Source organism: Bacteroides sp. A1C1 (assembly GCF_004328515.1).
GTDB lineage: Bacteria > Bacteroidota > Bacteroidia > Bacteroidales > Bacteroidaceae > Bacteroides > Bacteroides uniformis.
Map to the genome: position 1 here is coordinate 3289488 of NZ_CP036491.1, position 26767 is coordinate 3316254.

Annotated in this window: 32 protein-coding genes, 1 tRNA gene and 1 pseudogene; 9 read left to right on the forward strand and 25 right to left on the reverse strand. The window is 45.5% G+C overall.

Annotation, left to right across the window (positions count from 1 at the left end; genetic code table 11):
- Positions 1 to 5 precede the first annotated feature (5 nt).
- The 7 genes from EYA81_RS13410 to EYA81_RS13445 all read left to right on the forward strand — a co-directional run bounded on the left by EYA81_RS13410 (position 6) and on the right by EYA81_RS13445 (position 5327).
- Positions 6 to 464, forward strand: coding sequence for a DUF3872 domain-containing protein (locus EYA81_RS13410; RefSeq protein ID WP_036632159.1), 459 nt, complete (start codon positions 6 to 8; stop codon positions 462 to 464).
- Entirely contained in the window at positions 461 to 940 is a 480-nt protein-coding gene (locus EYA81_RS13415) for a glycoside hydrolase (RefSeq protein WP_005858664.1), read from the forward strand. Before EYA81_RS13410 ends, EYA81_RS13415 begins: the two co-directional genes overlap by 4 nt.
- 218 nt (positions 941 to 1158) lie before the next feature.
- A complete protein-coding gene (tssD, locus tag EYA81_RS13420) occupies positions 1159 to 1887 on the forward strand; it encodes a type VI secretion system tube protein TssD (RefSeq protein WP_232429121.1) in 729 nt (242 codons plus the stop codon).
- A 2-nt stretch (positions 1888 to 1889) separates the two neighbouring features.
- Positions 1890 to 3044: a hypothetical protein gene (locus EYA81_RS13425; protein WP_036644689.1), complete on the forward strand. Its 1155-nt coding sequence runs from the start codon at positions 1890 to 1892 to the stop codon at positions 3042 to 3044.
- Entirely contained in the window at positions 3022 to 3768 is a 747-nt protein-coding gene (locus tag EYA81_RS13430) for a hypothetical protein (protein WP_036644692.1), read from the forward strand. The genes EYA81_RS13425 and EYA81_RS13430 overlap by 23 nt, the downstream gene beginning before the upstream one ends.
- Positions 3769 to 3874: 106 nt before the next feature.
- Positions 3875 to 4858, forward strand: coding sequence for a LysM domain-containing protein (locus tag EYA81_RS13435; protein ID WP_036630511.1), 984 nt, complete (start codon positions 3875 to 3877; stop codon positions 4856 to 4858).
- Positions 4859 to 5135: 277 nt separating this feature from the next.
- A complete protein-coding gene (locus EYA81_RS13445; protein WP_036630520.1) occupies positions 5136 to 5327 on the forward strand; it encodes a hypothetical protein in 192 nt (63 codons plus the stop codon).
- 153 nt (positions 5328 to 5480) lie between these two features.
- On the opposite strand, the gene EYA81_RS13450 is transcribed toward EYA81_RS13445, so the two are convergent.
- The 8 genes from EYA81_RS13450 to EYA81_RS13490 form a co-directional block, all read right to left on the reverse strand.
- Positions 5481 to 6335 (reverse strand): hypothetical protein, encoded by an 855-nt coding sequence (locus tag EYA81_RS13450; RefSeq protein WP_051636104.1) that lies wholly within the window; start codon positions 6333 to 6335, stop codon positions 5481 to 5483.
- Positions 6336 to 6454: 119 nt separating this feature from the next.
- A complete protein-coding gene (locus EYA81_RS13455; RefSeq protein ID WP_036630507.1) occupies positions 6455 to 7609 on the reverse strand; it encodes a hypothetical protein in 1155 nt (384 codons plus the stop codon).
- A 26-nt stretch (positions 7610 to 7635) separates the two neighbouring features.
- Positions 7636 to 8517 carry a hypothetical protein gene (locus EYA81_RS13460; protein ID WP_036630505.1) on the reverse strand — a complete coding sequence of 294 codons (882 nt, stop codon included), beginning with the start codon at positions 8515 to 8517 and terminating at the stop codon, positions 7636 to 7638.
- A gap of 12 nt (positions 8518 to 8529) precedes the next feature.
- Positions 8530 to 9765, reverse strand: coding sequence for a hypothetical protein (locus tag EYA81_RS13465; RefSeq protein WP_036630502.1), 1236 nt, complete (start codon positions 9763 to 9765; stop codon positions 8530 to 8532).
- Positions 9766 to 9777: 12 nt separating this feature from the next.
- Positions 9778 to 10536 (reverse strand): N-6 DNA methylase, encoded by a 759-nt coding sequence (locus EYA81_RS13470; RefSeq protein ID WP_011964852.1) that lies wholly within the window; start codon positions 10534 to 10536, stop codon positions 9778 to 9780.
- 1 nt (position 10537) lies between these two features.
- Positions 10538 to 11344: a DUF4121 family protein gene (locus EYA81_RS13475; RefSeq protein WP_008777971.1), complete on the reverse strand. Its 807-nt coding sequence runs from the start codon at positions 11342 to 11344 to the stop codon at positions 10538 to 10540.
- Entirely contained in the window at positions 11331 to 11609 is a 279-nt protein-coding gene (locus EYA81_RS13480; RefSeq protein ID WP_032936852.1) for a hypothetical protein, read from the reverse strand. The genes EYA81_RS13475 and EYA81_RS13480 overlap by 14 nt, the downstream gene beginning before the upstream one ends.
- Before the next feature lie 281 nt (positions 11610 to 11890).
- The gene (locus tag EYA81_RS13490) at positions 11891 to 12181 is read right to left on the reverse strand and encodes a DUF4120 family protein (protein WP_036630489.1); all 291 of its coding nucleotides are present in this window, start codon (positions 12179 to 12181) and stop codon (positions 11891 to 11893) included.
- A 329-nt stretch (positions 12182 to 12510) separates the two neighbouring features.
- Here EYA81_RS13490 and EYA81_RS13500 point away from each other — a divergent pair, with 329 nt between their 5' ends.
- Positions 12511 to 12855, forward strand: a complete 345-nt coding sequence (locus EYA81_RS13500) for a hypothetical protein (protein WP_036630488.1) — start codon at positions 12511 to 12513, stop codon at positions 12853 to 12855.
- A gap of 60 nt (positions 12856 to 12915) precedes the next feature.
- Here the strand turns inward: EYA81_RS13500 and EYA81_RS13505 are convergent, their stop codons facing one another.
- The 11 genes and pseudogenes from EYA81_RS13505 to EYA81_RS13555 form a co-directional block, all read right to left on the reverse strand.
- The gene (locus EYA81_RS13505; protein WP_036630517.1) at positions 12916 to 13626 is read right to left on the reverse strand and encodes a hypothetical protein; all 711 of its coding nucleotides are present in this window, start codon (positions 13624 to 13626) and stop codon (positions 12916 to 12918) included.
- 1 nt (position 13627) lies between these two features.
- Positions 13628 to 14329: a hypothetical protein gene (locus EYA81_RS13510; RefSeq protein ID WP_080707123.1), complete on the reverse strand. Its 702-nt coding sequence runs from the start codon at positions 14327 to 14329 to the stop codon at positions 13628 to 13630.
- Between the two features lie 18 nt (positions 14330 to 14347).
- Positions 14348 to 15367, reverse strand: a pseudogene (locus EYA81_RS13515) (LPD29 domain-containing protein); the annotation flags it as partial.
- 13 nt (positions 15368 to 15380) lie between these two features.
- The gene (locus EYA81_RS13520) at positions 15381 to 15590 is read right to left on the reverse strand and encodes a hypothetical protein (RefSeq protein ID WP_033572541.1); all 210 of its coding nucleotides are present in this window, start codon (positions 15588 to 15590) and stop codon (positions 15381 to 15383) included.
- On the reverse strand, positions 15566 to 15865 hold the full coding sequence (locus EYA81_RS13525; RefSeq protein ID WP_033572540.1) for a hypothetical protein: 300 nt from the start codon (positions 15863 to 15865) through the stop codon (positions 15566 to 15568). Before EYA81_RS13525 ends, EYA81_RS13520 begins: the two co-directional genes overlap by 25 nt.
- The gene (locus EYA81_RS13530; RefSeq protein ID WP_033572539.1) at positions 15862 to 16461 is read right to left on the reverse strand and encodes a hypothetical protein; all 600 of its coding nucleotides are present in this window, start codon (positions 16459 to 16461) and stop codon (positions 15862 to 15864) included. The genes EYA81_RS13525 and EYA81_RS13530 overlap by 4 nt, the downstream gene beginning before the upstream one ends.
- Before the next feature lie 47 nt (positions 16462 to 16508).
- On the reverse strand, positions 16509 to 17006 hold the full coding sequence (locus tag EYA81_RS13535) for a DUF4313 domain-containing protein (protein WP_033572538.1): 498 nt from the start codon (positions 17004 to 17006) through the stop codon (positions 16509 to 16511).
- Positions 17007 to 17056: 50 nt separating this feature from the next.
- Positions 17057 to 17308, reverse strand: coding sequence for a hypothetical protein (locus EYA81_RS13540; RefSeq protein ID WP_005634966.1), 252 nt, complete (start codon positions 17306 to 17308; stop codon positions 17057 to 17059).
- Between the two features lie 69 nt (positions 17309 to 17377).
- Entirely contained in the window at positions 17378 to 18265 is an 888-nt protein-coding gene (locus EYA81_RS13545; protein WP_044269158.1) for a hypothetical protein, read from the reverse strand.
- A gap of 3 nt (positions 18266 to 18268) precedes the next feature.
- The gene (locus EYA81_RS13550) at positions 18269 to 19402 is read right to left on the reverse strand and encodes a hypothetical protein (RefSeq protein ID WP_033572536.1); all 1134 of its coding nucleotides are present in this window, start codon (positions 19400 to 19402) and stop codon (positions 18269 to 18271) included.
- A 14-nt stretch (positions 19403 to 19416) separates the two neighbouring features.
- A complete protein-coding gene (locus EYA81_RS13555; protein WP_007838828.1) occupies positions 19417 to 19692 on the reverse strand; it encodes a hypothetical protein in 276 nt (91 codons plus the stop codon).
- Positions 19693 to 19727: 35 nt separating this feature from the next.
- Here EYA81_RS13555 and EYA81_RS13560 point away from each other — a divergent pair, with 35 nt between their 5' ends.
- Positions 19728 to 19910 carry a hypothetical protein gene (locus EYA81_RS13560; protein WP_229038421.1) on the forward strand — a complete coding sequence of 61 codons (183 nt, stop codon included), beginning with the start codon at positions 19728 to 19730 and terminating at the stop codon, positions 19908 to 19910.
- 81 nt (positions 19911 to 19991) lie between these two features.
- On the opposite strand, the gene EYA81_RS13565 is transcribed toward EYA81_RS13560, so the two are convergent.
- The 6 genes from EYA81_RS13565 to sppA all read right to left on the reverse strand — a co-directional run bounded on the left by EYA81_RS13565 (position 19992) and on the right by sppA (position 26623).
- Positions 19992 to 21227 carry a site-specific integrase gene (locus EYA81_RS13565; RefSeq protein ID WP_033572552.1) on the reverse strand — a complete coding sequence of 412 codons (1236 nt, stop codon included), beginning with the start codon at positions 21225 to 21227 and terminating at the stop codon, positions 19992 to 19994.
- Positions 21228 to 21699: 472 nt separating this feature from the next.
- A tRNA-Phe gene (locus EYA81_RS13575) sits at positions 21700 to 21775 on the reverse strand.
- A 143-nt stretch (positions 21776 to 21918) separates the two neighbouring features.
- A complete protein-coding gene (gene thiL / locus EYA81_RS13580; RefSeq protein ID WP_005828671.1) occupies positions 21919 to 22968 on the reverse strand; it encodes a thiamine-phosphate kinase in 1050 nt (349 codons plus the stop codon).
- A 6-nt stretch (positions 22969 to 22974) separates the two neighbouring features.
- On the reverse strand, positions 22975 to 23784 hold the full coding sequence (locus EYA81_RS13585) for a purine-nucleoside phosphorylase (RefSeq protein ID WP_005835556.1): 810 nt from the start codon (positions 23782 to 23784) through the stop codon (positions 22975 to 22977).
- Positions 23723 to 24853: a tetraacyldisaccharide 4'-kinase gene (gene lpxK / locus EYA81_RS13590; protein WP_131225906.1), complete on the reverse strand. Its 1131-nt coding sequence runs from the start codon at positions 24851 to 24853 to the stop codon at positions 23723 to 23725. Before lpxK ends, EYA81_RS13585 begins: the two co-directional genes overlap by 62 nt.
- The gene (gene sppA / locus EYA81_RS13595) at positions 24854 to 26623 is read right to left on the reverse strand and encodes a signal peptide peptidase SppA (protein ID WP_005835560.1); all 1770 of its coding nucleotides are present in this window, start codon (positions 26621 to 26623) and stop codon (positions 24854 to 24856) included.
- Between the last annotated feature and the right edge of the window lie 144 nt (positions 26624 to 26767).

Consider the following 26767-nt stretch of genomic DNA (forward strand, 5'->3'; position numbering starts at 1 on the left):
TACCCATGAAAAGAAAAATCCTTGATTTTATGCTGACAGCCTGCTGTATGGCGTTCTCCTTTCTTGGTCTTGTCGCTTGTGACAATGAGCTGGATATCAGACAGGAATACCCGTTTGCGGTAGAAACCATGCCGGTAGCGGATGAGATTACCGATGGGGAGACTGTGGAAATCCGGCTGGAAATCAAGCCGGAAGGGAACTTTGCCGGAACCGTCTATACGCTAAGGTATTTCCAGCCGGACGGCAAGGGCAGTCTGAAGATGGAGGACGGTACGGTACTGAAGCCCAATGACCGTTATCTGCTGAACGAATGGAAATTCCGTCTTTACTATACTTCGCAAAGCGGCAAGGAATCCCAGACCATAGACCTCTATCTTGAAGATAATTGGGGGAATCTGCAACAATTGACATATGATTTTAATGGAAAGGATACGGATGAAGAAAATAACAAGGAGGCTGCATGAAAAGAATACCGGCTGTTATGATCTTTCTGTTACTTGTCTTGTACGGCAAGGCGGAAAATCCCCCGTCTGACAAAGATAAGGCGGTAGCCTGCATCAAGCGGTGGGAAGGCTGGCACCGGGGGAAAATGCCTTACATCGGTTACGGACACCGCCTGCTTCCTCACGAGACGCTGACCGAGAACCTGAGTGAGGCACAGGCAGACTCACTTTTGAGATGCGACCTTGAACGGTGTTTGAAGGTATTCCGAAAATATGGGAAAGACTCGCTTCTTTTAAGTCTGTTAGGCTTTAATGTAGGCTGTTACCGTCTGATCGGAAACGGCAAGATACCTAAAAGCAAACTGATTCAGAAACTGGACAGCGGCAACCGGGATATTTACAAGGAATATGTATCGTTCCGCTGTTATCGGGGGAAAGTCATTCCAAGCATAGAGAGAAGAAGAAAAGAGGAGTTTGAACTGTTCTATATTCCGTAGATTGCTTGCTGATAAAGGTTTGGTTGTTACGAGACGACCGAACCTTTTTTATTTGTCCGGCATGTTACATCCTGAACTGGTGTTGTATTTTAATGTAACCGAAAGACATAAAATGTGTTATTGAGCATATGGTGCATAAAAAATGCTCTGTGAACATTGTCTTTCTTGATTTTTTGCTAAGTTTGAGATGTAATGTCAAATGCATAAAACAAGTCGTCATGAATTCAGAAATAATATTGGAAATAAATGGCTACAAATGCAATCTACTAAAGTATAAATACTGTTTTTCCCGTAATATAGACCGTAAAGGAAGACCTGTAACAGGAGTGTTAGGAGGAAACATATATATAGAAATGGAATCTAATGGCAGCAATTGTATTTTGGATATGATGCTTGTTGATACGGACCGGCAGCGTCCCGCTTTCTTTTCTCATGCAGAACATTTTCCGGTTTGGGGGAAGATACTGCATAGCATAGATGACATGATGTTTCGTGAACTTGCTTTTGATGAAGCATATCTTTATTGTTATGATGAAATTATGAATGCGACAGAAAGTAGTCCTATGCTTACCCGTTTTCTTATATCTCCAACAAGACTGGATATCAATAGAACCATTAGACTGGATAGAAGGATGGATACGACAGACGGATTCTGGTGGGAGGAATATAAGGAGGAAGAGAGTTTTCAATCTGTTGTAAAAATTAATTATGATAATCAAACTATTTATATAATAGATGCATATTGGATTGATGAAAATGGTATGAAACAGCGTTGTTTGAATGTAGAAAAGCCTGTAACTCTTTATATAAAAGTGGATAATCCTGTTGTAGGAAAACTTGTTGAACTTTCTTTTGAAGATAAAGATTCCGAATTATCTACAGTTCGGTATTCAGGTAAAATAAATAAAGAAGGAATAATTATCATTGATAAATTCAAAATGAATTAAATATGGGTAATATTGTTATTACATCCAGAACTGAAGGAGTCAAAGGAAGTGCTAATTTACAAAAGAAACCGAAAGTGAAAACAATAATGATTTCTGACTTAGATGAAGGTTCTACAAATGATGGCACTTTTAATCTAACCCAAAAAGGATTAGTTTATAACAAAACATATTCTTTAGAAGTTCTTGATTTTATATATGGCATTCCTAAAAGTAATGATGTTAGATGGGAATGTCATTATACTGATAATGGTGGAAATATTACAGTTTTATCTACATGGAAGCCAAGAGGGAAAAAGGTGGACTTTAAAGTAGATGATTTTAATATATTAGGATGCTTCGTGACTTTTTACGCTTACATACAGGAGCAATGTAATGAAGGAGTATTAAAAGTTTGGATACATTACCGGTTTAGATATTTAGATAAAAAAGAAGTTGAAAGAAATATAAATAAACGAATATCATTTCCTTATCTTATAAATCAGCAAAGTACTTCTTTATGTGGAATAGCCTCAATTGCTTATATCTTTGCAAAAAGCAATAGTACTGGATATAATAACTTTATAACCAATATGCATAAGAAAGGAATTGCCCTTATTGACCAAACGGGATATAAAGTTGAAATTGATAATGATGAACATTTAGTAGAACTTAAACCTCAAAATAAAAAAGTAGGTTCTTTAGAATTTGCAGACTATCTGTTTTTGGCAACAATCAGGGATTTTAAAAATATATTATGGGACTACGATACTCGAAAAGATGATAGCAAAATAGAAGAAACACTGGAAGGCTGTACTGGAATTTCTTTCCCTCATATCATTTCAGGTTTGATGAAAGATGTTTTGAATTTTAACAGTATAATTGATACAACGGCCTTATTTCAAGTACTAAAAAATGGTAATGCCAAAGATATTATATCAGATTTGCAAAATAAATTAGATGAAGGATACTCTGTTTGTGTGCTTATTCACGCAGAAACAGTGATATTTGATGAAGATATAACCTCTATATGTCCTAATCACTGGGTTTGTGTTGAGGAAATTCAACAAAAAGAGAATCATGTTATCATTAAAATGTTTACTTGGGGTAAAGTAATGGAATGTACCATTGATATTGATAATTTTGAAGCGGGATACTATGGATATGTTGCCGGTAAATAGAATACGGGATATTATAAATAAAATAATACCAGTCTTAAGTATTACTCAAAAGGTAATAGGAATACTCTTGATGGTTATAAGTTTTTGTTTGTTGTTTCCTATGCTGCAAGAGAAATACTCTTACAATGATATGACAATGTCAATTATTTGTATATTCTTTTTCATTGCTTTATTAATATATTCTACAATTACAATATTCAAAGTTGTCGTACTTTTTACTCTTAAAATAAATTCACTAAAACCTGTTTTTTTAATACCTTATTGTATATTGATTTTATTATTTGTATTTTTCTGTTACACAATTAACAGTCCATATAATCACCCTTCATCTGTTGATTCATATAAGATTAGAACTGTTATTTCTACTATAGGGTTTGAAGAGTATGAAATAAACGATATACATTTATATGAATTTAAAAAAGACACAGACTTTTCATCTCTTGTACATGAAATTCCTTTAACGGAATTTAGAGTAAGGGAACGATTCTATGGATATGAAAGTTCCGACTCTTTATCTGTTATGTTTGATTGGTTAATAACGGTTAATGATACTATCGTATATAGAATAACCGAGCAAAAAACAGAAAAAAGACTTGTAGGGAAAATGTGGGAGAATTATATTACATCATACGTTCTTAATGGAGAACAATATTCTAATTGCGGAATATATATTGAAAAAAATAAAGGAAAGATTAAAAACAGGGATATGTTTAATATGTATTAGAGTTTGCTGTTAAAATGTTAGTGTAGAGAGAATATGGACTAAATACAAAACGTAGAATTTAACGATATAGTAAAAAAATACACCATAATTTTAATTATATCCATCTATGAGCCAATACAATAATATTTTTATAAGCAGAGAAGATTTTCTGGATTATAAAACAAAAGGAATTCCGTATACTGGATTTGTAATAGGAGAAGGGTATGCTTTTGTGCAATATCAGGATTATTACGAGGATACAGATAGAACAGTCATAGATATGAATGACAATATATTGCCATTCCAAATATGCATACCTAACATTGTTCAAATCCAATGCATTGATACCTCAAAGGAAATGATAAAAAAAAGCCTCAGAGGGCTATTTAGCAAAAATGGATGCGCAAGATATGTAGTGTGTGAAGGAGATACCTTAGCATATATTGCAGAAATGTTTGATGTTACCGTTGAAGAATTAAAAAGATGGAATGACCTGTCAAGTGAGTATTCTATATCCATAGGACAAAGGTTATTAATAATTGACATAACGGAAAGAAGGATTATAGATATACCAAGACAGGTTTACCATGGTGAAATAAAAGAATTGAGAGGATTGGCAGCTTTTGAGATGGATATAAACTCTCCTTCTTCAAACATTCTAGGAGAAGGGCTAAGGTTATTCACAAAATTCTTTTATGATGGGGTTAATGCCCCTGTAATTTGGATTACAGGACATACACTTGGCGGTTTTTCTCAAACACCACAAGAAAGGGCACAAGCATTCATGGACTTTGCGCCCACAGCATTCATTGGAGGAGCACTAAGAATTTTAGGACCTTGCAGTAAAATAAATAGTGGTCTTAATGGTTATAATGCTTATGTCAAATCTTCAATGTATAAACAAAATCTTTATAAGCCAAAAGGACAAGGATGGCAAAAAGAGGCTGGAAAAATGTTTCAACAGGCTAAACAACGTTTCAAAATGAGTGAAGAAGGTGTGTCATTTATTGACATGATAGAAACTTTCAACTTTTGGAATGATACCTCGGAAGAACATTTTAATTGGTATAAAACTTCAACAGATACATTAAATAACAAAAACAATAAGTAATAATGAGTGCGCCTGGTATATATTATCACGTTGGGAAATTCTTAGTTTGGATTTGGCATAATCATACACAGAAAAAAAAGATAAAATATGAAGATATTATATTTCAATATCCAATAAAACTATTCTGGATAGTTGGCATTATTGCAGGAATATTATTTATCATAATAGGATATGCGTTATTCAGACTGACAAAAGACCTCTAAGAGCAACGGAAAACTATAAATGGCAGTTTATTTCTAAAACGAACCATAGAATGAATATTCAAAAGACAATAATAATGATTGATATTGTAGGACTGGAAAGTATAGGTAAATATGTTATTGGGCTATGGAGTAAATATGTAAAACGAAAACATATACCTTATATGGACCTTGAGTTTCATTATCCCAACTATCTCTTTATAGCATTGGGGAGTATTATAGCTGCCATTATATTGGGAATAGCAATTGCCTATTTTTCAATTAAATAAGGAAATGACTCCAATTGCCATATTAGATGCATATTCCCAAAGCGGGCAGAATCAAGAACCGGGAAGTGGCTAAAACGGAAACGCCACAGGTATGATGTGATATACATCACCTTGTGACGTTTCTGTTTTTTAAGATGTATTTGTCTGCTGTTCTTACTTTTGCAGCAAGTATTCCCCTATTGAACGATACCGGCCTTTGATTGCGGCATTTTCATTGAATCCATTCAGACAATGGAGCAAGGCTTTCTCCAAAGTGGTGTATCTGCGGTTAAAACATTGCGGATTGTCCAGGCAATAGGCATTCAAGGCATATCTGTATGGGGCATATTCAGGATTATCCTCTTTTGTGATTTTCACATGCCAAGGAAAGTGTATCCGCAGAGTGAATGACCGTGTTTCCCCTTTTGTAATCCGTTCCTCTTCCTCCAGCATTTTTTTCATGAGGGACCTGTCCAGCAACGGATATCCATATTCCCTGTAATGTTTGATATGGCAGCAATACTCCGTTGCGTATTGCTTCAATTCTTCCGGTCTTATACCATAGTGTTCCCCATAGAAAAGCAGCACTTCCCTGCCTGTTACGATAACGGGCTTTCCGTCCGCTTCATGTTTAAATACCTGCCGTTCCATCTTTTCCCTGTCTGTCAGCAAGGCAAAACCGAAACATTCCGTAAGGGTGAAACTTTCCCTGCCGGGAACGGACAGCCCAATAAGCCTTTCCAATGTGTGGCAGTAAAAGAAAATACCATCATCGGCCATACCGGTGTCCGGTGAAAGCATAATTCTTACATCCTTGACCTGACCGCTGTCCCTTTGGACAATCCGGCAATTCGCGTAATGTGGCTCACAAGCATTCTCTTTCTTGAACCTGTGGTATTTCTCCAAAATTTCGTTCCGGACTTCCTCCTTGTCGGTCAGGGCAACTCCCAATCCGCAGTTTTCGCACCACCCGTAATAAAAAGCTTCGTCCGTGAAGTGGTCGAACCCTTTTGTGTTGGGGTTTACCATTGCCTCACACCTGACATTGGCCGATCCGCATCTGCTGCACACTATATTATTTTCCATTGTTCTTCTGCTTTACGGGCGACTCACGGCCGCCCTTGTCATACAATTCGGTTGTTATTCTCTTAATTTATTTTTACCCGGTTCATCAGCTGTCCCGAAATTTCATGCAGTTCCCGACAGCGTTCCGGCTGCTGTTCCCTTGCAAAGGCGGTGATTCCCTGTGTCAGTTTCCATAGCGTGGCCCCGCCTGTAACTCCGTCGTCAGGATTGTTGTTCATCAGCAGTTTCTCGACCTCACGTCCCTCGTTTTTCAACAAGGCTCCTTTCTGCACCAGATTTTTCAGCTCCTTGTCGAAATCCACGTCTATTTCCGATGCTCCTTGAATTTCGATGGCCTTCTGCATGATGGTATCTTTGCTGTACAGTCCTTTGGTCAGGTCGGAAACAGCCGATACGGTGGTCTGCGTGTCCAGTTCGTAGGTCTTTTGGGAGAGGGACAGGGATTCCGGCAGTCGGCCTCCAAGGTGTATCTGCCGCATGATGGACTCCCTGACCATCCCGTTCAGGCACGCCCCGTTGAGCAGGAACGACCGCATATCGACCGATCCGTTGCCATAGTCGGATGTGGAGAAGCGTGCTCCTGCGAAGATGATGACCGTTCCGTTCTTACGGGTGGGTATCTCTATCGGAGTGGGCAGGATTGTCTCACACCATACTTTCGTGTCGTTCATATAGGCATCGGACACGACCGCTCCCTGTCCTCCCGCCTCACGGATGAAAGCGGTCAGGATATCCACCGAGTTCAGCCGACGGTAGGAGTCCGACAATACGCCCCGGACTTCCATTCCTACCGCCCGTATCAGTACCCGTGTACGCTCGGTCCATCCCGAATGCTCGTTCAGGATGGTGGCGCACAACTGTTTCTGCCAAACATCCCCGGCGGAAAGCTCGCGCAGGTATTTGGCGGGAATGCCCATCTTCTCCGAAATCTGGCTTATGGCGTTGCCGTGCAGGTTGAAGTTCCCTTCGGGCATTGCCATCTGTACCCTTCCTTCCGCTTTGAAAGAGATAACGGGGCGTTCCTTGCTACGTTGGCTTACCCCGATGGGAGCGATGAAATCCTGCGCGATCCGTCCCTCACTGAGCAGACGGTTGATGGTGTCCATGACACCGCCTTGCCTGCCTTCTATCATCCGCTGTACCTTGTTAATGACTACCTGGTTGAGGCCCTGCTGTTTCTGTACCGATGCAGTTGCCGGCATTACTGTTGTTTCCATAATACTATGTTTTTAATGTTGATGAATCAGAATTTATTCTTAGAACTTGTCTTGGTTGTTTTAGCATGTCCCATGTATGTTTCTTCTGACAAACGGATATAATCCTCTTCGCTATATCCGGTCAGCCCGAACAGTTCATAATATCCGGGGAAAGTTTTTTTTTCTGCTTCCGGTATATGCATGCTGGTTCCCTTGTGGCAGCAGATGATATGCCGGACAAAGCGGTAACACTTGCAAAGATCAGCCACGACGGTATATTCGTTGTCCGTATGAGGTTCGTAATATCCACAGGAAAGATTGATACAGGATACTTCCAGACCGTTTCTTTTCAAAGCCGCCACATCTGTATTCAGTCCCTGTGCCGGCTTGTAGCCGTACTTCCGGAAATCTATAGCTGAAATGAACTCGTTGGAGCAGAGCTTCATCCCATTGATTTGTGTTACCATATCCCCGTTCCCTTTCCGGTCACACTGAATCACGAAACGGCAATCGGAAAAGAAGGGCATATCGGCATGGCTGCTGCCTATGCATCCCACCTCCTCCTGTACGAAGAAGGCACATTTCACCGTCTTGCAATCCTCCAGGCATTTCAGGCAGATCCAGATGCCGTTCTTGTCATCCGCACCGATTCCGGTCATCCGTTTACGCTTGTGATCATAGCCGACAATCATCGAGTCCGCCACAAGATGGGCTGCATAAGAGCCTGTTTTGCGCCGGTGTACCTCATCCATGTGCGCCACGACACAGGGGTAGCTTTCCCGGTTGCCTTTGACCGCATAGATGTTTCCGTACCTGTCTTGCCGGAAAGGAATCTCCATCTTTTTGAGTTCCTCTATGATGAATTTAGCCATCTTCCCCTCTCTGCCAGAGGGGGAAGAAATGCCGTAAAGAGCCATTAGTTTTTCCATGATAATGATATTTTAGGAAATGAACAATTTTTCGATTTGCAGGTATCGTCTGAATTCCGGTACGGGACGCCCTTTACGAAAGAGAAAAGACGGATATTTCTTTCCTTTATATTCCACTGATAATCCTTTCAGGACTTTCCCGAATACGGTAGATACATAGTACATATCCTGACAGTTCTTGCAGAATGCCGCATCCGGGAAGATATGTATCTTCCCGCATTTGGGACATACATATTTTTTCCTGTTTGCACACCCTTCCGTGCTCCGGCAGGTGGCTATGCTCGTGTCGCCCTCCGTATTTCTCAGTTCCAGGTTACCGTCCGTCAGATGGAGGCTGTAGAACGTGTCGAGGTAAGGCACCCCTTTCTTGTGCCACCTGCAGGCGGGCACTTTCACCGTCAAAGAAACCTGTATATTATCTCCGGCCGCCCATTCCTGCCCCTCAATGGGATTCAGTACGGTGAAATCCGTTGTATGTGTATAATCGTTGTATCTGCGTCGCAACAGGATACCTGCCTCCTGCGCCTGCTTGCGGATCAGTTCGATGACGAATGCGTGTGAGGAATAGATACGATCCAGCAGGGAGGCGGCAATCGGTGTGTTTATTGATTTCCACAATGTTATCTCGTTCCATACAATGGCCCGTCCGACCACATTGCTGCTGTCATCCCTTGCCACTAGTATTTTGGCTCCTGCGAAATTGGCATAGAAATCCGCTGCATTACGGGCCTTGTCTTCATATCTCATACAGGAGTTGTGCAGGCTGGATTCGCTACCGTCAGATATGGGACTATAGTTGCTTTCCAGATAAGCCTCCATAAAATCGTTCATACTGTCATGCAGTCTGATTGTGACCTTGCTGTCCAGTGAGATGGCGCTGCAGAAATAGTTGATTTCATCGGGCTGGTACGGTCCCAGATTTTTGAACAGCTCGATAAACGTGGACGGTTCCAGATCTGTCCGGTTCTCCGGAAACCAGGGCGCCTGCGGATTGTTCCGGTCCGGGAAATTGGGATGGCCCAAGTCTTTGTTGCATGCCGTGAACACGATCCGGATTTTCTTGAACGTGCCGGCTTCCGTCCGTTTGCGTTTGGTGGAGAAAAAATTGTAGGACCCCCGTATGACTTCTTCCACCGGTACGTTCTTTTTTACTTCCGAAAGGATATCTTTGGCTATCACACTTCCGTTTTCCGCCGCATGGGTCAGGCGGGATTTCAATTCGTTGCTAACATTCAGTTTCATAATCATTCGGTTTATTGTTTATAAATTCTGTTGTTTATATGGCAATTGTTTCTTGCCAGGCTGCATTTGGCGCAATTTCTCTTTCCGCTTTCTGAGCAGGTCAACGGACATGTTCCTGCTTGTCCGATATTCCTCCTCACTCATCCGGCGAATGGAGGGAATGCCCGTCTGGGTCAGTGTATGGTTTACCATCCAGCCGTCCATGAAGTTTTCGGGGCAGAGGCTGTCATGGTGGATGACCTCACCTATGCAGCCATGTACGAGCATGTTGCAAACGGTCATCAGGCAACAGGTACGGCTGACATCCTCTGCAACCAGATAATTACCCAGGTGGCGTACATGATATGCCAGCAGCAGCCTTCCGCTTCCGCATGTCGGGTCACAGATACGTTTTCCTGTCGCTGTCTCCCCCGAATCGGTACATAAGACCATCAGGTCGCAGATATCCGGCGGAGTGAAGAACTGTCCGTTCACCTGCCGACCGCTTTTGGAGGATATTGCCATGAAGAGGTCACCGAACGCATCAAACCATCCGCCGGATTGCAATTCCCGCTGCATGAGCCGTATCCATCCGGTAAGCATTTCCATAAAATGCCTGTTCTGCTGCCGTTTGTATTTCCAGTCCATAAGGGGCGGTGCGCCGGGAGAGAACCCGTGAATGACATAACGCAGGAAATCGTTGAAAACGGATATCGGATCGTAGCCGTTCGAATAGGCGAAATCACAGACCATTTTCTCAAGCGGACGTATCGTCTGCGGTGTGTTGTATGGTACCATATTACTCTGATTTTTTATAGATTGTTACTATATGTCTTTTATGGTCAGTCTGTATCCTGACGGGAGAAATGCCAAGGAAAGAGAGATGGGTGTCCGCTTTCAGCATGTTCCATTCCCATGCGGGAAGTTCCTTCCATTCCATACGGTATGCCCAGAGTATGAACAGACCGGGACGGAATCCGTTGAAAAGCTTTCCGTGCAGAATCCCGACCAGCCGTTCCAGTTCTTCCCGCGAGTAAAGGGTGAATGCCTCATTCCGATAGACAAAGGCATCAGCCGGTTCAATATCCGGCTGACACTCGATAAGGTATCTCGTCCATTCTTTTGTGGTGTACTTTCCGTACAGAGGATCGGGTTCCGTGTATTTCCATGCCCTGACGAATGTGTGGAAGAGGACGGCACCGTTCCTGTGCCTTCCGGTATGCCCCCACATCCGGAACTGTTTGCTGCGTATGCCATCGGGAATCAGCAATTCCGGACCGGTTGTAACCCAAGGGCCTCCTTCGGTATTGTAACCGGTACACTTTTCATTTTCATGGCAAAAAGGTGTCTGTGGGAGAAGGCAGATATGAACTTCCCGGTCATCGCCCCTTTCAATGTGTGCCTGCGGATAATAGTCACCGCCACGGGTGATATAAGTGACAACGTCTCCTGCAGTCGGTAAACCGACTCTTTCCCTGTCCTCCCGCATCCTTGAAATCAGCCGGTTCACCTTCTCCACATCACATTCCTTTATGGAGCAGGCACACCCTTCATGCCTGTTGAGCAGAGTCAGACTTTCCAGGTCATAAAAATTACCGTACTTCATATTGAGATCGTTTTTGTTGATACAATTTGACCTGACGGGTAACCATGTCGCAGAACTTCTGTCCGTTCTCCTTCTCGCTTCTGAAATAGGCAATCATGTCCCAGAGATTCCGATTGAAGTAGCCGGTCCATTTTTCGTAATAGTGACTTCCATAGACCTTTCCGAACGTTTCCTCGAAAAGTGCAGGAGTCAGCCCTTCATCCCCGTGGTGGTTGTATTGCCACAGGGAGACAAGCAGCAGCTGGTTATAATCCAGTGTTTCCATATCTGTTCTTTTTTAAGTAAAACATCGGCCTACATGGGTAGGCATTTTTATTTCTTGATGTCTTTCCAGTCTGTTTTCCGGGGATTGCGGCAAGGCTTGGCGAAAGAAAATACCGCAGCGAAGCGAGGATGATTTTCTTTCAGCCAACCCAGCCCCTGAAAGGGGCCGCCTTGCACAATCAGCCCGGAAAACGGCTATCTTTACAGCAAGAAATGAAAAAGCAGACCTCGGATTCTCTGTTCTGAAGTCTGCTTTTCGGTCATTGTCAAGTTTCATGTTTTTCAGGTATGTATCTGCCATCCGTGGAACGGCTGCAATGTCACGGCAAATGATTTGTCCGGTATTCCGTGATAGAGCAGACCTCCTACGATACCTATTCTTCCATCGGCATAATGCTGGGTAAAGCCGAACGAGTATGGGGCATGGTCATAGTAGAGTGAAATCTCACTGGGATAGTCAGAATTCCCTTCCCAACTCTTCAACCGTTCCAAGCACTTTTGAAGTGAGGTGTCACCAATGGATTCGGCATAGCGCTTTACGTTCTCGAAATGTTCTTCATTCAGGATTTTCATAACTTTGGTGTTTTATCTGTTAAACACGTCCGGCTCCGGGAGCCGGTATTTTTATTTCTCGCCTGCCTGACAGTCCCGTGGCCGTACCCGCAAGGTTTGGCGAAAGAAAATACCGCAGCGAAGCGAGGATGATTTTCTTTCAGCCAACCCCGCAGGGGCCTGACCTTGTACGGGTACACAGGACACGGGACTACCTTTGCAGGGTGGGAAGTAAAATATACGGTTGTTTTTTGTTGTGGGATTTTGTGTGGATTCCTTAGATAATCTTCCTGATTTGTTCGCCATTGCCGGACAAATGCTGTATTTTTGCAATTTCTAATTTCAGGATTATGGAAAACTATGTAAAGAAAGCGGCGGATGCTTTCCTTGTGGAGCGTCCGTACGGTATGCGTGTGGATTACAGGAAGAAAGGATTCGTGCTGTTTAACCGTAACCTCAATGTGTTGGGAAATGCGGAACAGACCCGTCTGGAAGAACTGCCTCTGGAGCGGTGCAATGTGGAGGAGATTCCGTTGAAGGGTGAAGTCGTGGAGGAACACGCGGGATTTACCGATGTATTCTTCTATACCGATCTGACCAATCCCTATGCCGGATATGTACTGAATTTGCAAAAGCTTAAAGCCTATAACCGGTTGATGTTTCCGCTGGCAATGGCGCTGAACCGTGAATTGTGAGGCCGGAAGCCGGTAGCGGTAACAGCTGCATGGAGCAGACCGTTACCGCCCCGGATTTAATTATTTGCCCTCTTTTTCTGTTATGAACGCCAGATAGACGGACACGGCCTTATGGCATCCGGTAAAGTCCGGAGTCCGGCAGCCCTTGATTTTCCGGAAACTGACGGTTCCGTTCCTGTCAATGCCCCTCACATGCCTGTTGAATGTCCCTTTGGTTCTGATATGGATGTCAAAACCGTCCCTTCCGGTGATTTCAAGGAACATTTCTCCCGTGATCCGTTCCCCGTCCAGGAATTTCTGTTTCTGTTCATTGAGCAGCCGCTGATGTTGCTCTTCCTGCACTTTGCGCTCTTCCGCCTCTTTCTCCTTCTGCTCCCTGCGTTTCTGCTCCTGTATTCTTTTATATTCCTCACGGGCTTGCACCAGGGGGGTGGTGTCAAGTCCGAGAGCTTCGAACACGCGGACGGAGATCAAATTGACGAAGGCTCCTCTTTCCGCACTTTGAAGCGTATCCGCAATCCAGTTCCTGCAATAGGTGGCGGCTTCCTCTCTGCAACCTTCTCCCTTGAGGAACCGGCGTGAATACTGCCCGCTAGAGAAATAAACGTTTTCAATCCGGCAGACCACATGGAAACAGTCATCGTCTTCATTCCCGTATTCGTTCTTTCTCGACAGGGAGAGATATACATTCTCCGCGTACGGCTCCAGTTCCATATAAGGAGCCACGACGGTATTTCCATCAAACTTGTACTTGAATACTTTTGCTTTCATACTATCGTTCAGTTTGTCGGTTGTTGCATATTTCATCTATAATCTCTTTCCCGCTTCTTTCACCCTTCAGGAAGGCAAGGAAGCGCCTCAAAAAGAGCCGGGCACAGTCAGTTCCCAGCTGGAAGCTTTCACCGTCTTTGGTAGCACATACCGCAAAACGCCCTAGTCCGAAACTGTCCTGTTGCGGTACGATGTGGTAAGACAAGTCCTCGCTTGCGTTGATGTGCAACCCACGACGGAAAACATAGAAAGTTTTCGGGATTCTTCTGTCGGTATCGATTTCCATACGCTTGTAACCGTGATGTTCCAATAATCGGCCCAGTTCCCTGTTTGTCGGAATTGTATGTCCGATCCAGTCCGGCCAGCTTATATTTTCTATTGTGTGTCCGTAATTGTCATATAATATGTTGAACTGTTCCTGGTATTCATCGTAAAATTCCCCGTTCCCGTTGCACATTTCCTCCAACGCGATGCCGTTTTTACGGACAAGGGCAAGGTCGCCCAGTCCGCACGCGATTTCATTGAGCAGCGTGCGTTCCTCATCCCTGTCCTTTGCCGTTCCGTAAATTCTAAGCCGGGAATATCGGTGTAGCGCCGAACGGGACGGCATATCCAGTTTTTCCCATATTCCATCGTTTCCTATAGCCTGTCTGGTGTTTCCCGGAAGTCCGTACCACCACTTGTCCAAATTGTTTGTATCCATAATTTCTGAATCAGATTGTTTCAAATTCTGTTTTGAGTACCATGCCTGATACGCGGCGGCATACTCCTGACGTTCCCGTTCCAGGGAATTTCTCATTTCAGGGGTGTACCCGAGCAGGCGGATGTATCCTCCGTTATAGCCGGTGGGTTCGCACTTTATTCCGGCTTCCTCCAGTTTGTCGATGCGTTTTTGGGCCATTTTTGCGCTTGAATATTCCTTCGGCCAAAAATAGACTTCGCCCCGTGAGCCCCGTGAGCCGAAACAGTCTTCCCCCAGAATTATTTCCCCGGCATACTTCCGGCTTTCGATGATGCCGAAACGCGCTTTGCCCAATGCCCGGCGCATTGCCTTGTGTGCCGGACCTTCCGGATGCTTGAATACCTCCGGCTTGTCTTTGCTGCCGAGTTTGGGCGGTTCCACCTTGTACGGCTGTTTGTAACTTCCGATTCCGAGCGTCAGGTAAAAGTTGGTATGAAAATAGTCCGTCATGGGGGCGCTGTCATCGAAATTGTACGACATGATGAAATCGCAGATGTTCATCATTACATCCTTTGCCCTGTCCGTCAATGATTTGTCTGAATGGATATGATGGTGGTTGACATCGCCTTGAACTTTTCCGGACTCTTTGGTGAACGCCTCGAAATCCGCTTTCATCAACCGGATATGGATGGAGTGGCAATTCTCCCGTCTGGCAGAGAACTTGTATCCCGGATAGGTCTCCTTGAGCCATGCCCGTACCAGTCCCACGATTTCCGGAGCGTGCTGCCCCTTGTAATTGCGGCCTTTCCAGCGGTATTCGTTATACACATACCCGGTGTATTCCTTTGCCGTGGCTCCCGGATAGTCATATTCATATCCGGTTGAGGTCGAGGGAATATCCGGTTTTTCTTTCCAAGCCTCAAAAAGCCTTCCAAACTCGGTGGTCACCTGTTGCATGATTGCGGTGTCACCACCCTTGTCCGGGTGGTGCTCCAATGCCAGCCGGCGGTATTCTTTCTTCAAGTCCGCCAGAGAGTGTATGTTCTGAAAATAAGTCATAGCCATAAGTTTTTTATGCCCCTGCGAGGCGGTTGATAAAATATTCCCGGTAGTCAAGGTCAAGACCGAGGTTGAGACAGGCCGTTTCCATGTCATCTTCTCTCAGGTCGTCCGCCTCCTGCAATTCGCGCAGGTACCGTATTTCGGAGTCCAGGTATTCCTGTGCTTCCGTTTGACTGCAACCGCATGAGTTGCAGATCAGACTGATAATGTTTCCCTGCATGCTGTTTGATTTTTTATGTTTCTGTTCCTGTTTCTGAGGCCTCGTCCGTCATATATCGAGACGGCCCGTTCCACCAGAATCCTGCGGTTGTCTTCCGAGAGTTCCAGGTAGAACCGTTCCGCCGCGCCGAATGTGCCCTTGTCTGTCGCCACGCACCATTTTTTCCAGAAATGCGGGTACATGCCGCCATACACGGCTTTGCATTCCTCCTCGCTCCAGGCGTTCCACATGTAGTAGAAGAAACTGGAGACGGTATTTTCCGCTTGATATTTCATGGTTCTTCTATTTGTGATTCTACATTGTTTGTTTCTCTCAGTTGATGCCACACAGCCTCATACATCTCATGAAGCCAGTCTATGTTCTTTGCGCCGAGTTCAAACGGGCTGTGACACTGCACCCCGTCACCGCTTTCTTTCTCTTCGGCAAGGACGGTCAGGCTGTCCGCCGTTACCCGGAGTCCTGTCACCCTGCATTCATATGGTTCTCCGTTCTTGCCAAACCATATCACCCAGACCGGATCATAATCCTCTTCCGGAAGACGAATTTCTTTCATGCAGTGAGCATGGAGCAACTGCCGTATCGCGTCGATGATGTCCCCCCGCAGTTCCTTGATCCTGCCGCTGAAATCAACGGCTTCTGACGGTAAACTTCCTTTTCCGCCTCTTTCCTGCAAGGAGAGAATCCGCGTGTCGGGATGGATACAGAAATCCCACTCCAATACTTCATCGTCATCGCGTGTCGTGTGGATATCGCCGCCCAAAACAGGACCGCAATCGTCATTTACCATTCTTTTTGCTTCATCGCGGTCTTCTGCCGCTACCGTGTAAGTGCCCTCGAAGGAATACCTTACTCTTATGTCATATCTTTTCATGATTCTTTCCATTTGATTGTTGATACCAGATTCATTGCCCGGAAGGATTACCGGATATTCAATATTGCGCTAAAGGCATGTGGGTCAAGCCTGTAAAACGTCGGAAGGTTAAGTGTGACCATCGGGTAGCTTACCCAGCCGCTCTGACGTCTATAACCTGTATCCTCAGCCAATTTGTTGGACAGAAGGAACTCCATGGCATCAGGATTGTTGTTGATGTCCACGAATGCCCTGTTAGGCAGTGAGAATGCCGCCTTATCTTCCAGGTTAACCGTCAGGACCGTGTATATCTCATGGGTCACGGGATCTTTCAGAGACAATGCCGGCCAGCCGTTATGGTACATTTCAATCACGATTGAGAAACGGCTTTCCTGATACAGGAAAGTCTCTTCCATGGACGGATGGTCGCATTTGACAATTTCAAAATCATCCTCCCCTTTGGTAAATGTCACCATCGGATAGGATACATCGACAAAACATTCCTCTTCCCGGTAACAGAGATGTTCTTTTCCCTCTGAACGGATTATAGCCAATCGGGTGTTCATATTCGTAACTGGTTTTAAAATTATTGACTTGCAAGTTAATTGGCCGGCATTCACCTGCCTGTTTCTTTAAACGTGTGATTGTCACCGCCTGCGGACATTTGGGAGAGTTGCTGTCTCACCGCCTTGATTTTCCCGATCAGTTCGTCCTCCCTTCGGAATGAGGGGGTACATTTGGTACGCCTCATCCCGGCTCCCCAGGGGATGCCGCCGCATACTTTTCTCAGGCGTGCCTTTTCGCTTTCCAAGGCCGACTCCAGACGGGCCAGCCTGCGTCGCAACGATTCTTCGGTCACAGTTCTCATGATCTCATTGTTTTTTTAGTATGGTGACGGATCGGAAAGACAGTCACCATACCGTCGTTATGTGTCACGTTATATTTTAGCTTTTTCCCTTTTGATGCCTCTCAGGACGTACAACAGGTGCAGGAACAGCTCCCTGTCGTAAATCCGGAAGAAGAACGGCTCGCCTGTTTCCCTGACCGTTCCGGTAAACGACACGGACTCCCGGTTCACGGGATATTGGAAGAAGTTGCCGTTTGCCAGCAGGGTGTGCTTTTTCTTCATCACTTCGCCTAGGAACCTGTCCATATCGTCGTTTCCCTCATAGCCGGAGAAGTAGAGGAAATGATGACGGCGCAGGCTTCGCAGGATTTTGGCGGTTTCCAGCCTCACATCCCTGCCTGACGATTCGTCCGTTCCTCTCATCAGGTTGCAGATGAACTTTTTCTCGCCATTTATGTCAAGAAACAGATAAGGAACTATAATTATAGAGGCATGCCGTGCGTGGTTGGAGATGACCATCGGCTTTTCTTTCTGGATGTCTCCTTTGAAGGTAATGTTCCGGTAATGGTTGTCCATCTGCCGTTCCAGCTCCTTCCTTGGCGTGGTAACGGAGCGGAGTCCCGTGAAGTAGCGTCCGCCCGCCCGGAAGCAGAACCGGTAGATGTCCGCATGATAAGGCTCTCCCAGGAAAAAGAAATTCCGGGTATGGCGGATGGGGGGCAAGACATCCATGTAGTCGAAATATCTTTCTTCCGTAATCTCACTGAACGGGGCGCAGAGGGATTGCAGGTGGATGCGTATCATCTTGCGGACGGTATTTCCGGACACGGCTGTGAGACACGGGTTCTTTTCCCTGTCTCTCAGTTCCTCCAGTGTCTCATGGTGGTAGTCGCCGTGTATTCCGTCAGACATGGTGGTCACGCAGCTGCCGTCAAAACTGCGTGAATCGACTACGAATTTCAGTTTGTCGTTATTCATGGTTCAGATGTTTTGAAGGTTCAACACTCTTTTGGCGGCACTGAGGGCATTGGAGGTGAGCTGCCGTTGCCATGCCTTGTTTCTGGGTGACCAGCGGAATCCGGAGGATTTCAGTTCCTTGCGTCTGTTGTCTTCGGGAATCCTGTCAAACAGGATCTGAAGGCGGTCTTCCCCATAGTTCCATACAAGTGTCCCGCCCTCGAACGGCACTTCCTTGTTTTCCCGGCTTTGCATCGCTTTCAGCTTTTCGCGCATCCGTTCCGCCAGTTCCGGCAATTGGAAGAATTTGTTTCTCGGTGTGATGACGGGTTTCTTCACCCTTGCGTTATATTCGGAAATGAAGTCCACGGCCCTACGGACGATTTCCACTTCCCCGTGATTGGCCAGGGTGGATACCTTGTTCAGGATGCTGCTGACAAACAGGGCACGGCTATAGCCCCGGCATTGTCCGGTATCAATCCCGTGGATGGTATCGGCACTGCTCTTGATGTCGCGTTTGAGCGTCTGCCATGCCTTTTCCTGTTTCTCTTCCTCCGGTCGTGCGGCTTCCTTTTTCCGTCTGACGGTTTCAAGAACTTTTTTCCGCCAATTGCGGAATTCTTCGTAACGGTTCTGATAGCTTCTGTTCGTTTTTTCCTGCCTGTAGTAATCAAATCCGCTCCGTCCCGTCACCATCGGGTTGGCACAGCGGGAGAGGGCCGAGAGCTGGGCGGACAACTTTTGCCGGTAGGCGGCGATGTATGTATCCCGTTCCTCTTCCGGCATGAGTTGCAGGTCGTTGTGCAGCTCCTCTCCATAAATCATGATGTCCGTCTCGCCGCGAATCTCCGGATTGAAGGAACTCCAGGCGTATGCGTCGCAAGCCTGTTTCCACATATCATCCAAATAGGCAGGATGTTTGAATGCTACGGCTTCCCAGTCTTTGAAGTCCTTGGAATGCAATTCATTGTGATCTTCCGGATTTCCGTACAGGTGTACATAGTTGCCCGTTCCATGATGCTCCTTTCTGAAATGGAACGGTACGGGGGGATAGTCCGTACCTTTTTTCCGGATCATCGTGACCCTGTGTGCATTCTCTATGGTAAGGCCTGCTACTTGCTCTTCGCAGACCTTTGCTGTTGTTTCATTCATAATCATTACTTTTTTAAATGTCAGCCGTAAATCATTTCTTCCAGTTCATCGTCCGTCAACAGGCGGATCTCTTCGTCCGAACAATAGTAAGCGATTTCTTCGTCCAAATCGAATGCTGCCGGATCAAGGCTTCTGATGCCATCCAGCAGTTCCTGTTCCAGTCTTTCTACGGAAACCAGATAGTTCCCATCTTTGCCTTGCACTTCCCGTGCAGGATAGCTCATTTCCCGATAAACCAACATCGTCATTTCCGGATTGGCTTCCTGCTGTCCTTTGCTTGTCGTCTTTCTGTTCATACCTTTATTTTTTAAAGTTTGACATGATCGGCTCCATGGAGCCGGATTTTCGTTTTCTTACTTGCCGGGCTGTCCTTTGTCGGGGATTGAGCAAGGCTTGGCAAAAGAAAATACCGCAGCGAAGCGAGGATGATTTTCTTTTAGCCAACCAGCCCCTGAAAGGGGCCGCCTTGCGCAATCAACCCGACAAATGGCTATATTTGCAGGTAAGAAATTGAAAGGACGGCAGGATATTGTGATTTATAGATTACAAAAAAAGCCATCCCTAGGGGGACGGCTTAATGACTGAATTTGTATACTTATTGTGCAAGACGCTCCTTCACGTTGTTCATTGCTTCTTTCAGGCTGCTGTTCATGACCCGTGCATAATGCTGTGTCATACGTGTGGAGGCATGGCCGAGCATGACGGAAACATCTTGAAGAGGCACATTGTTGGCAAGCGTGACCGTAGTCCCGAAAGTGTGACGGGCAACGTGCGTGGTCAGATTCTTCTTAATGCCGCAGAAATCGGCTATTTCCTTGAGATAGCTGTTCATCTTCTGGTTGCACATGACGGGCAAACAGCATCCTTTCTTAATGCAGGTCGGATGTTCCTTGTATTTCTCCAATATGGCCAGGGGTACGGGCAGCAATGGAATATTGCTGATGGAAGAGGCCTTCCTACGGTGTTCCAATTTGACCCTTCCTTTTCTTATCCACCAGTCTCCGAGATTGTCCTGTACCAGATTCTCTTTGTTCAGACTGGCAACATCGGAGAATGCCAAACCGGTGAAGCACGCAAAGACAAAGACATCCCTGACCAGTTCAAGCCGTGGAATGGTGAATTTCTTTTTCATTACGGTCTGCAACTCGTCGTAGGTCAGGAATACCGGATCGGTCTCGTCCTGCTCCATCTTGTAACCGTAAAAGGGATTCTTGCGCATCCATTCCTTTGCCAATGCCATATTGGTAAATTTCTTGAAGCATTTCATATAACGGACTATCGTGTTCCGGCACAGTCCCGCCTCCGTTTTCAGGTAAATGTCAAACGCACGGATGAACTCCGGTGTCAGCTCATGGAAAGTGACATCCTCCTTTCCATAATAAGAGGGGATGAGCAGCTGTAATTTCTTCACCACGTTCTTATACCGGTTGATTGTGACGGGAGAGTAGTCTATACCCGCCAGCGTTTCCATTTCCTTGATGCCTTCCCTCATGGTGCCGAGCAGTGTACGCATTTCGGTGTCTTTCCCGAAAACACGTTTAAGAATCAGTTTTGGGGTAATCAGAGCCTGTTCCAATACTAGTTCCTTGTGTTTTTCCAAGGCGCGTGCGTGCAGTTCGGCAATATAGGCGTTCAGTGCCACTGATGCCCTGTCCCTGCCTTTACTGCATCCTTTGGCGGCGTTCCATAAGTTCAGGGGTACGCTTCTTTGGATACGTACATCGTCATAGTCTCCATTGATGGTTATCCGCATCAATACCGGTGCCTCACCGTTTTTCAACAATTTCGTTTTAAGCACGAAAAACAGAATGTTCATTGTTCCTTGTTTCATCACTTTTGTTTTTTGAGGTGTTACATTCAATTGTTTCGTCAAAACCGGATGGCATGAGGATATGGAGCGAAATGTTAAATTCGGTGGCTTTTTTGAGGGACTTGTGGAAAAGCCATAAAAATCCCATTTTTCTCAGGTTCGAATTGCCTTTTGTATCCCGGGTTCGATTCCTTTTTTTTATCCCGATGGGAAATACCGAATTTTTAAATTTCTTTCACTTTTTCGACTTCATCCGGTCATGTGTGCAAAATTACTTTTTCACACCGGAGATTGGAATTGTCAAACAATTGAAAAACAATGAAGTATGGTACATATTTATGGCTTTTTCAAAAGCCTTAAAAAAAGCCACTGAATTGGCGAAATCCAACTTCACAAATATGTAGCGGAATGCGTAGTGAGGGTAAAAAAAGAACCCTTGAACTATCTCTAATTCAAGGGTTTTCATGCGTGAAAAGCATTTATGTACTTTCTTTGGTGGTGCCACCAGGAATCGAACCGGGGACACAAGGATTTTCAGTCCTTTGCTCTACCAACTGAGCTATGGCACCATGTTTATCTCTTTTGCGGTTGCAAAGGTAGTGAAACTTTTGGACTATGCAATAGCTTTCATAATAAAAAACGCTGATGATTGGCTATGTAGCTAATTATCAGCGTTTATGATTTGAGAAAAAATACTGAAAAAGTTTTATAGTTATGCTTTTTCCGCTTCTTCTTCCTTCAAAGGATTCCATCCTTGTGCTTTGAGTTCAAACTCTTGGCCGTCACGGGTAATTAGTGCGCAGCCTAATTCTGGTTTGGTGATATGGCCAATCAGCTTGACGCCTTCCATTTCGGCAACTTTTTCATGGTCGGCAATGGGGACGGTGAACAATAACTCATAATCCTCGCCTCCGTTCAGTGCACAAGTGCTCAGGTTCATATTGAATTCTTCTGCCATTACAGCCGTCTGATAGTCGATAGGAATATGTTCTTCGTAGACGCGGCAACCCACTTTGCTTTGGGTACAGATATGCAGTAATTCCGAAGAAAGGCCGTCCGATATATCCATCATGGAGGTGGGTTGTATACCTTCTTCTGCCAGTTTCTGAATGATGTCACGGCGTGCTTCGGGCTTCAATTGACGTTCCAGAAGATACTCCTTCCCCGAGAAGTCCGGTTGCAAGTCTTTGTCACCTCCTTTGAGCACCGCCTTTTCGCGTTCCAAAAGCTGTAGTCCCATGTAGGCGGCACCCAAGTCGCCGCTGACGCAAATCAGGTCGGTTTCGCGGGCACCATTGCGGTAGACCACTTTTCCTTTCTCACCCTCGCCTATGCAGGTGATGCTGATGGTAAGCCCGGTATAGGAAGCGGAGGTGTCTCCTCCCACGATGTCAACATCATATTCTTCGCAAGCCAAACGGATGCCGGCATAGAGTTCCTCCATGTCTTCTATACTGAAACGCTTGGATATGCCCAAGGAAACGGTAATCTGCTTCGGTGTGCCGTTCATGGCATAGATATCGGAGAAATTGACTACGGCCGATTTATACCCCAAATGCTTGAGCGGTACATACACAAGGTCGAAATGGACGCCTTCCATCAGCAAGTCGGTAGTAACGAGCACTTCCTTTTCGGCCGGGTAGGAGAGGACGGCAGCATCATCTCCGACACCATATCGGCTCGACTCATTCTTTAGTTCAATGCCTTCGGTGAGGTGACGGATGAGGCCGAATTCACCGAGGGTAGCTATTTCTGTTCTCATGCTTTCTTATGCTCTATTAATCAATTCACGCATAATCTCTGTCATTCTCGGTTGTGCCTCGTCTGCAGCTTTCTGCACTTCTTCGTGAGAAACTTCTACGATTTTACCTTCTACCCCCAAGTCTGTAATGACAGATACGCCGAACACTTTGATTCCGCAATGATTTGCCACGATGACTTCCGGCACGGTGGACATGCCCACTGCATCGGCACCCAGAATATGGAACATCTTGTATTCCGCAGGTGTTTCGAATGTGGGACCTTGCGTACCGATATAGACACCGTGCTGAACCTTGATGCCCTTTTCTGCTGCAATGGCGTCGGCCTTACGAATCAGCTCTTTGTCATAGGCCTCGCTCATATCCGGGAAACGAGGGCCGTAAGGTATGTTTTTGCCACGCAATGGATGTTCGGGGAAGTAGTTTATATGGTCGGTGATAATCATCAGGTCGCCGATCGCAAAATCCGGATTTGTGCCTCCACTGGCATTGGAAACGAACAAGGTCTTGATACCCAGTTCGCGCATTACACGTACCGGGAAGGTTACTTCCTTCATGGAATAGCCCTCGTAAAAATGGAAACGTCCCTGCATCGCCATGATGTCTTTATGGCCCAGTTTGCCGAAGATAAGTTTTCCGCTGTGTCCCTCTACGGTAGAGACGGGGAAGTTGGGGATTTCTTCGTACCTTATCTCATACTTTTCAGTGATTTCACCGGCAAGACTGCCGAGTCCGGTACCGAGGATGATTGCTGTCTCAGGCTGGGTGTGCATCTTTCCCTTCAGAAAGGCTGCTGTTTCTTGAATGCGCTCTAACATAGCCAATAATGTTTTGGTTAAATATATATTGTTGATTTTGTAAAATTTCTATTTCTATCGGCAGCACGTAGATGTACGGCTTTAGTGTTTCGTCCAGTGCGGGATGGAGTTTCAGCCTTGCCGCATCTTTCTCCGTGGTGATTATCAGTCTTTTCCACTCTTCCAGGTGCAGGAATTGTTCCTTTATTTGCAATAAATCCTTGGGAGTAAAGTCATGATGGTCATCAAATGACAGCAATTTGACGTGCGGCGTGTAAGATTCCACTTCTTTCTGCAAGGGGGCGGGGGAGGCGATGCCTGTCACCAGCAGTACTTGCTCGTCTCCGGTGAGGGAGGAGAGCACTTCCCAGCTGTTCGTTTTCTCGGGAAATAGCGGGGTCAACATTCCATAGCGGAATCTGGAGAAATACAGTTGTTGGTATGGATAGAGGTGGAGCCGTTTGGCTATGATGTTGAAGTCTATCGGCTTGATGTCATCCGGACATTTGGTGACGATGACCATCTGTGCCCGGTTTTTACCGCTTGAAGGTTCGCGGAGTCTTCCGGCAGGGAGCAAGGCATCATCGCATAGTAACCGGTGAAAATCGGTTAGTAGAATGTTCAGTCCGGCTTTTACATGGCGATGTTGGAAGGCGTCGTCCAGGATGATGGCTTCTACAGTGGGATTTTCCAGTTTCAGCAGTTGCTCAATGCCGTGACAACGGTTTTCGTCTACCGCTACCCGTGCATTGGGGAATTTATTTTTAATTTGATACGGCTCGTCACCTATTTGCCGTACATTGCTCTTGTCATCGGCCAGTACATAGCCTCGGCTTTTACGCTTGTAACCCCGACTGAGGGTGGCTACATTCACTCCGTTTTTTTGTAATAGCTTTATCAGATATTCGGTATGTGGCGTCTTGCCAGTTCCGCCCACAGCAAGGTTGCCCACGCATATTACTGGAACGTCAAAACTCTTTGACCGGAGCCAGCCCCAGTCAAAGAGTTTATTTCGCAAGCATACCCCTATTCCATAAAGCCATGATAGGGGATATAGCCAATGATATATCTTGATAAAGTTTTCTTCCATTTATTGAATATTCAGTTCAAAGGGTACACGTGCTTGTATACGGTCACATTTGTCAAAATTCTCCAGGACGCTGAACTGCTGGTATATCTCGCCCATTGTGCCTTTCAGCATGCGTGCTTTGACGTAGTTACCCGGATTGGTGTTCATCAGGCTTTCAAAGAAACTTTCCTTTTTCGGATAGCTCATCACGGTATAGGCATCTACTCCGGCCTTTGCAATGGCAATGTCCAAAGCTTTGTCCAAACCACCCAATTCGTCGACCAGTCCTAGTTCCTTGGCCTTGCTTCCGGTCCATACACGACCTTGGGCAATTTTATCCAGGTCTTCCTTGCTGATGCCTCGGCCATCGGAGCAGCGGGTGAGGAAGAGGTCATATCCGTTGTTCACATACATTTGCATCAGCCCTTTTTCACCGTCATTCATCGGGCGTGTCAGCATGCCGAAGTCTGCGTATTTATTGGTTTTCACTACATCAAAATTTACCCCGATTTTATCAGTCAGCCCCTTTGCGTTGGGGAACATGCCGAAGATGCCGATAGAACCCGTCAGTGTGGTAGGCTCGGCCACGATGGTGTCTGCATTACAAGAAATGTAGTAACCTCCTGAAGCTGCATAGTCACCCATGGAAACAATGACCGGTTTCTCTTTCTTCAATTCGCTGACGGCATACCATATCTGTTCTGAACCATAGGCACTTCCGCCCGGTGAGTTTACGCGTAATACTACCGCTTTTACATCTTCGTCATCTTTCAGCTTGCGCAGGTCTTTAATCACCTTTTTAGAGTCGATGCCTTCTTCGCTGGAGGCAGAAGATGAACCACCGTCAATTTCTCCATAGGCATAGTATACGGCAATCACATTTCCACTTTTGTCTTTGGGAACGTTCTTCTTTACGTTAATCATGTCCTGCAAACCAAGTACGGGCATGCGGTCGTCTTTGTCGATGCCTACCATCGCTTTCAGGTAGTTGCGCACATCATTCTTATATATTAATGTATCGACCAGTCCGCATTGCACACTTTCTTCTGCGGGATAGAACATCAACATGCGGTCGGCAATGGCGTTCAGTGAGTCTACAGATATTTTGCGTGATTCTGCAACATCATTGGTCACTTGTCCCCAGATGGAGGTCAGGTAAGCGTCGATTTGTTCACGGTTGGCAGGGCTCATTTCGGTAGAGATGAAAGGCTCTACAGCCGATTTGTAGGTACCTACTTTGAATATCTGCATTTCCACTCCGATTTTGGCCAGCAAATCCTTGAAGAACATGGGGGTAGCGGCCAAGCCCCTCCACTCGACCATACCTTGCGGGTTCAGCAACACCTTGTCGGCTACACTTGACAGATAATAAAGACCTTGGGAATAGCTGTCACCATAAGCTACGATGAATTTTCCCGATTCCTTGAAATCCTTCAATGCATTGCGTATTTCTTCGCGTGAAGCAAATCCTGCACCCAGCGAAGTTGCTTCTATATAGATACCTTTAATGTTGTCATTCTCTTTTGCTTTTTTGATAGAGGAGAGGACATCATCCAGGCCATAGGTCTTATAATTGTCTCCCATAAGGGCATCGAACGGATTGTCTTGGCTGCGTTCAGCCAGTGCGCCATTCAAATCCAGCATCATAATGGAGTTCTTGCGTACTTGCGTTTCCGACTCCGAAGATGATACCATGCTGAAAACCACCAGAATACTGATGAAAACTAAAACAACGACTGATACGATGATGCCGGTAATGGTGGCAAACGTAAACTTCAGAAAATCTTTCATTGTACTTTATTGTTTTTAGTATGCTAACTTTTAAAAGCTAACAAAGATAAATAATTAGGTTGATATTTACCCTATCTGTCGCTGAGTTTTTCGGTTTGTCACAGTATTATGGGAGATTTCATTCTCTTTTCTTTTATCTTTGAA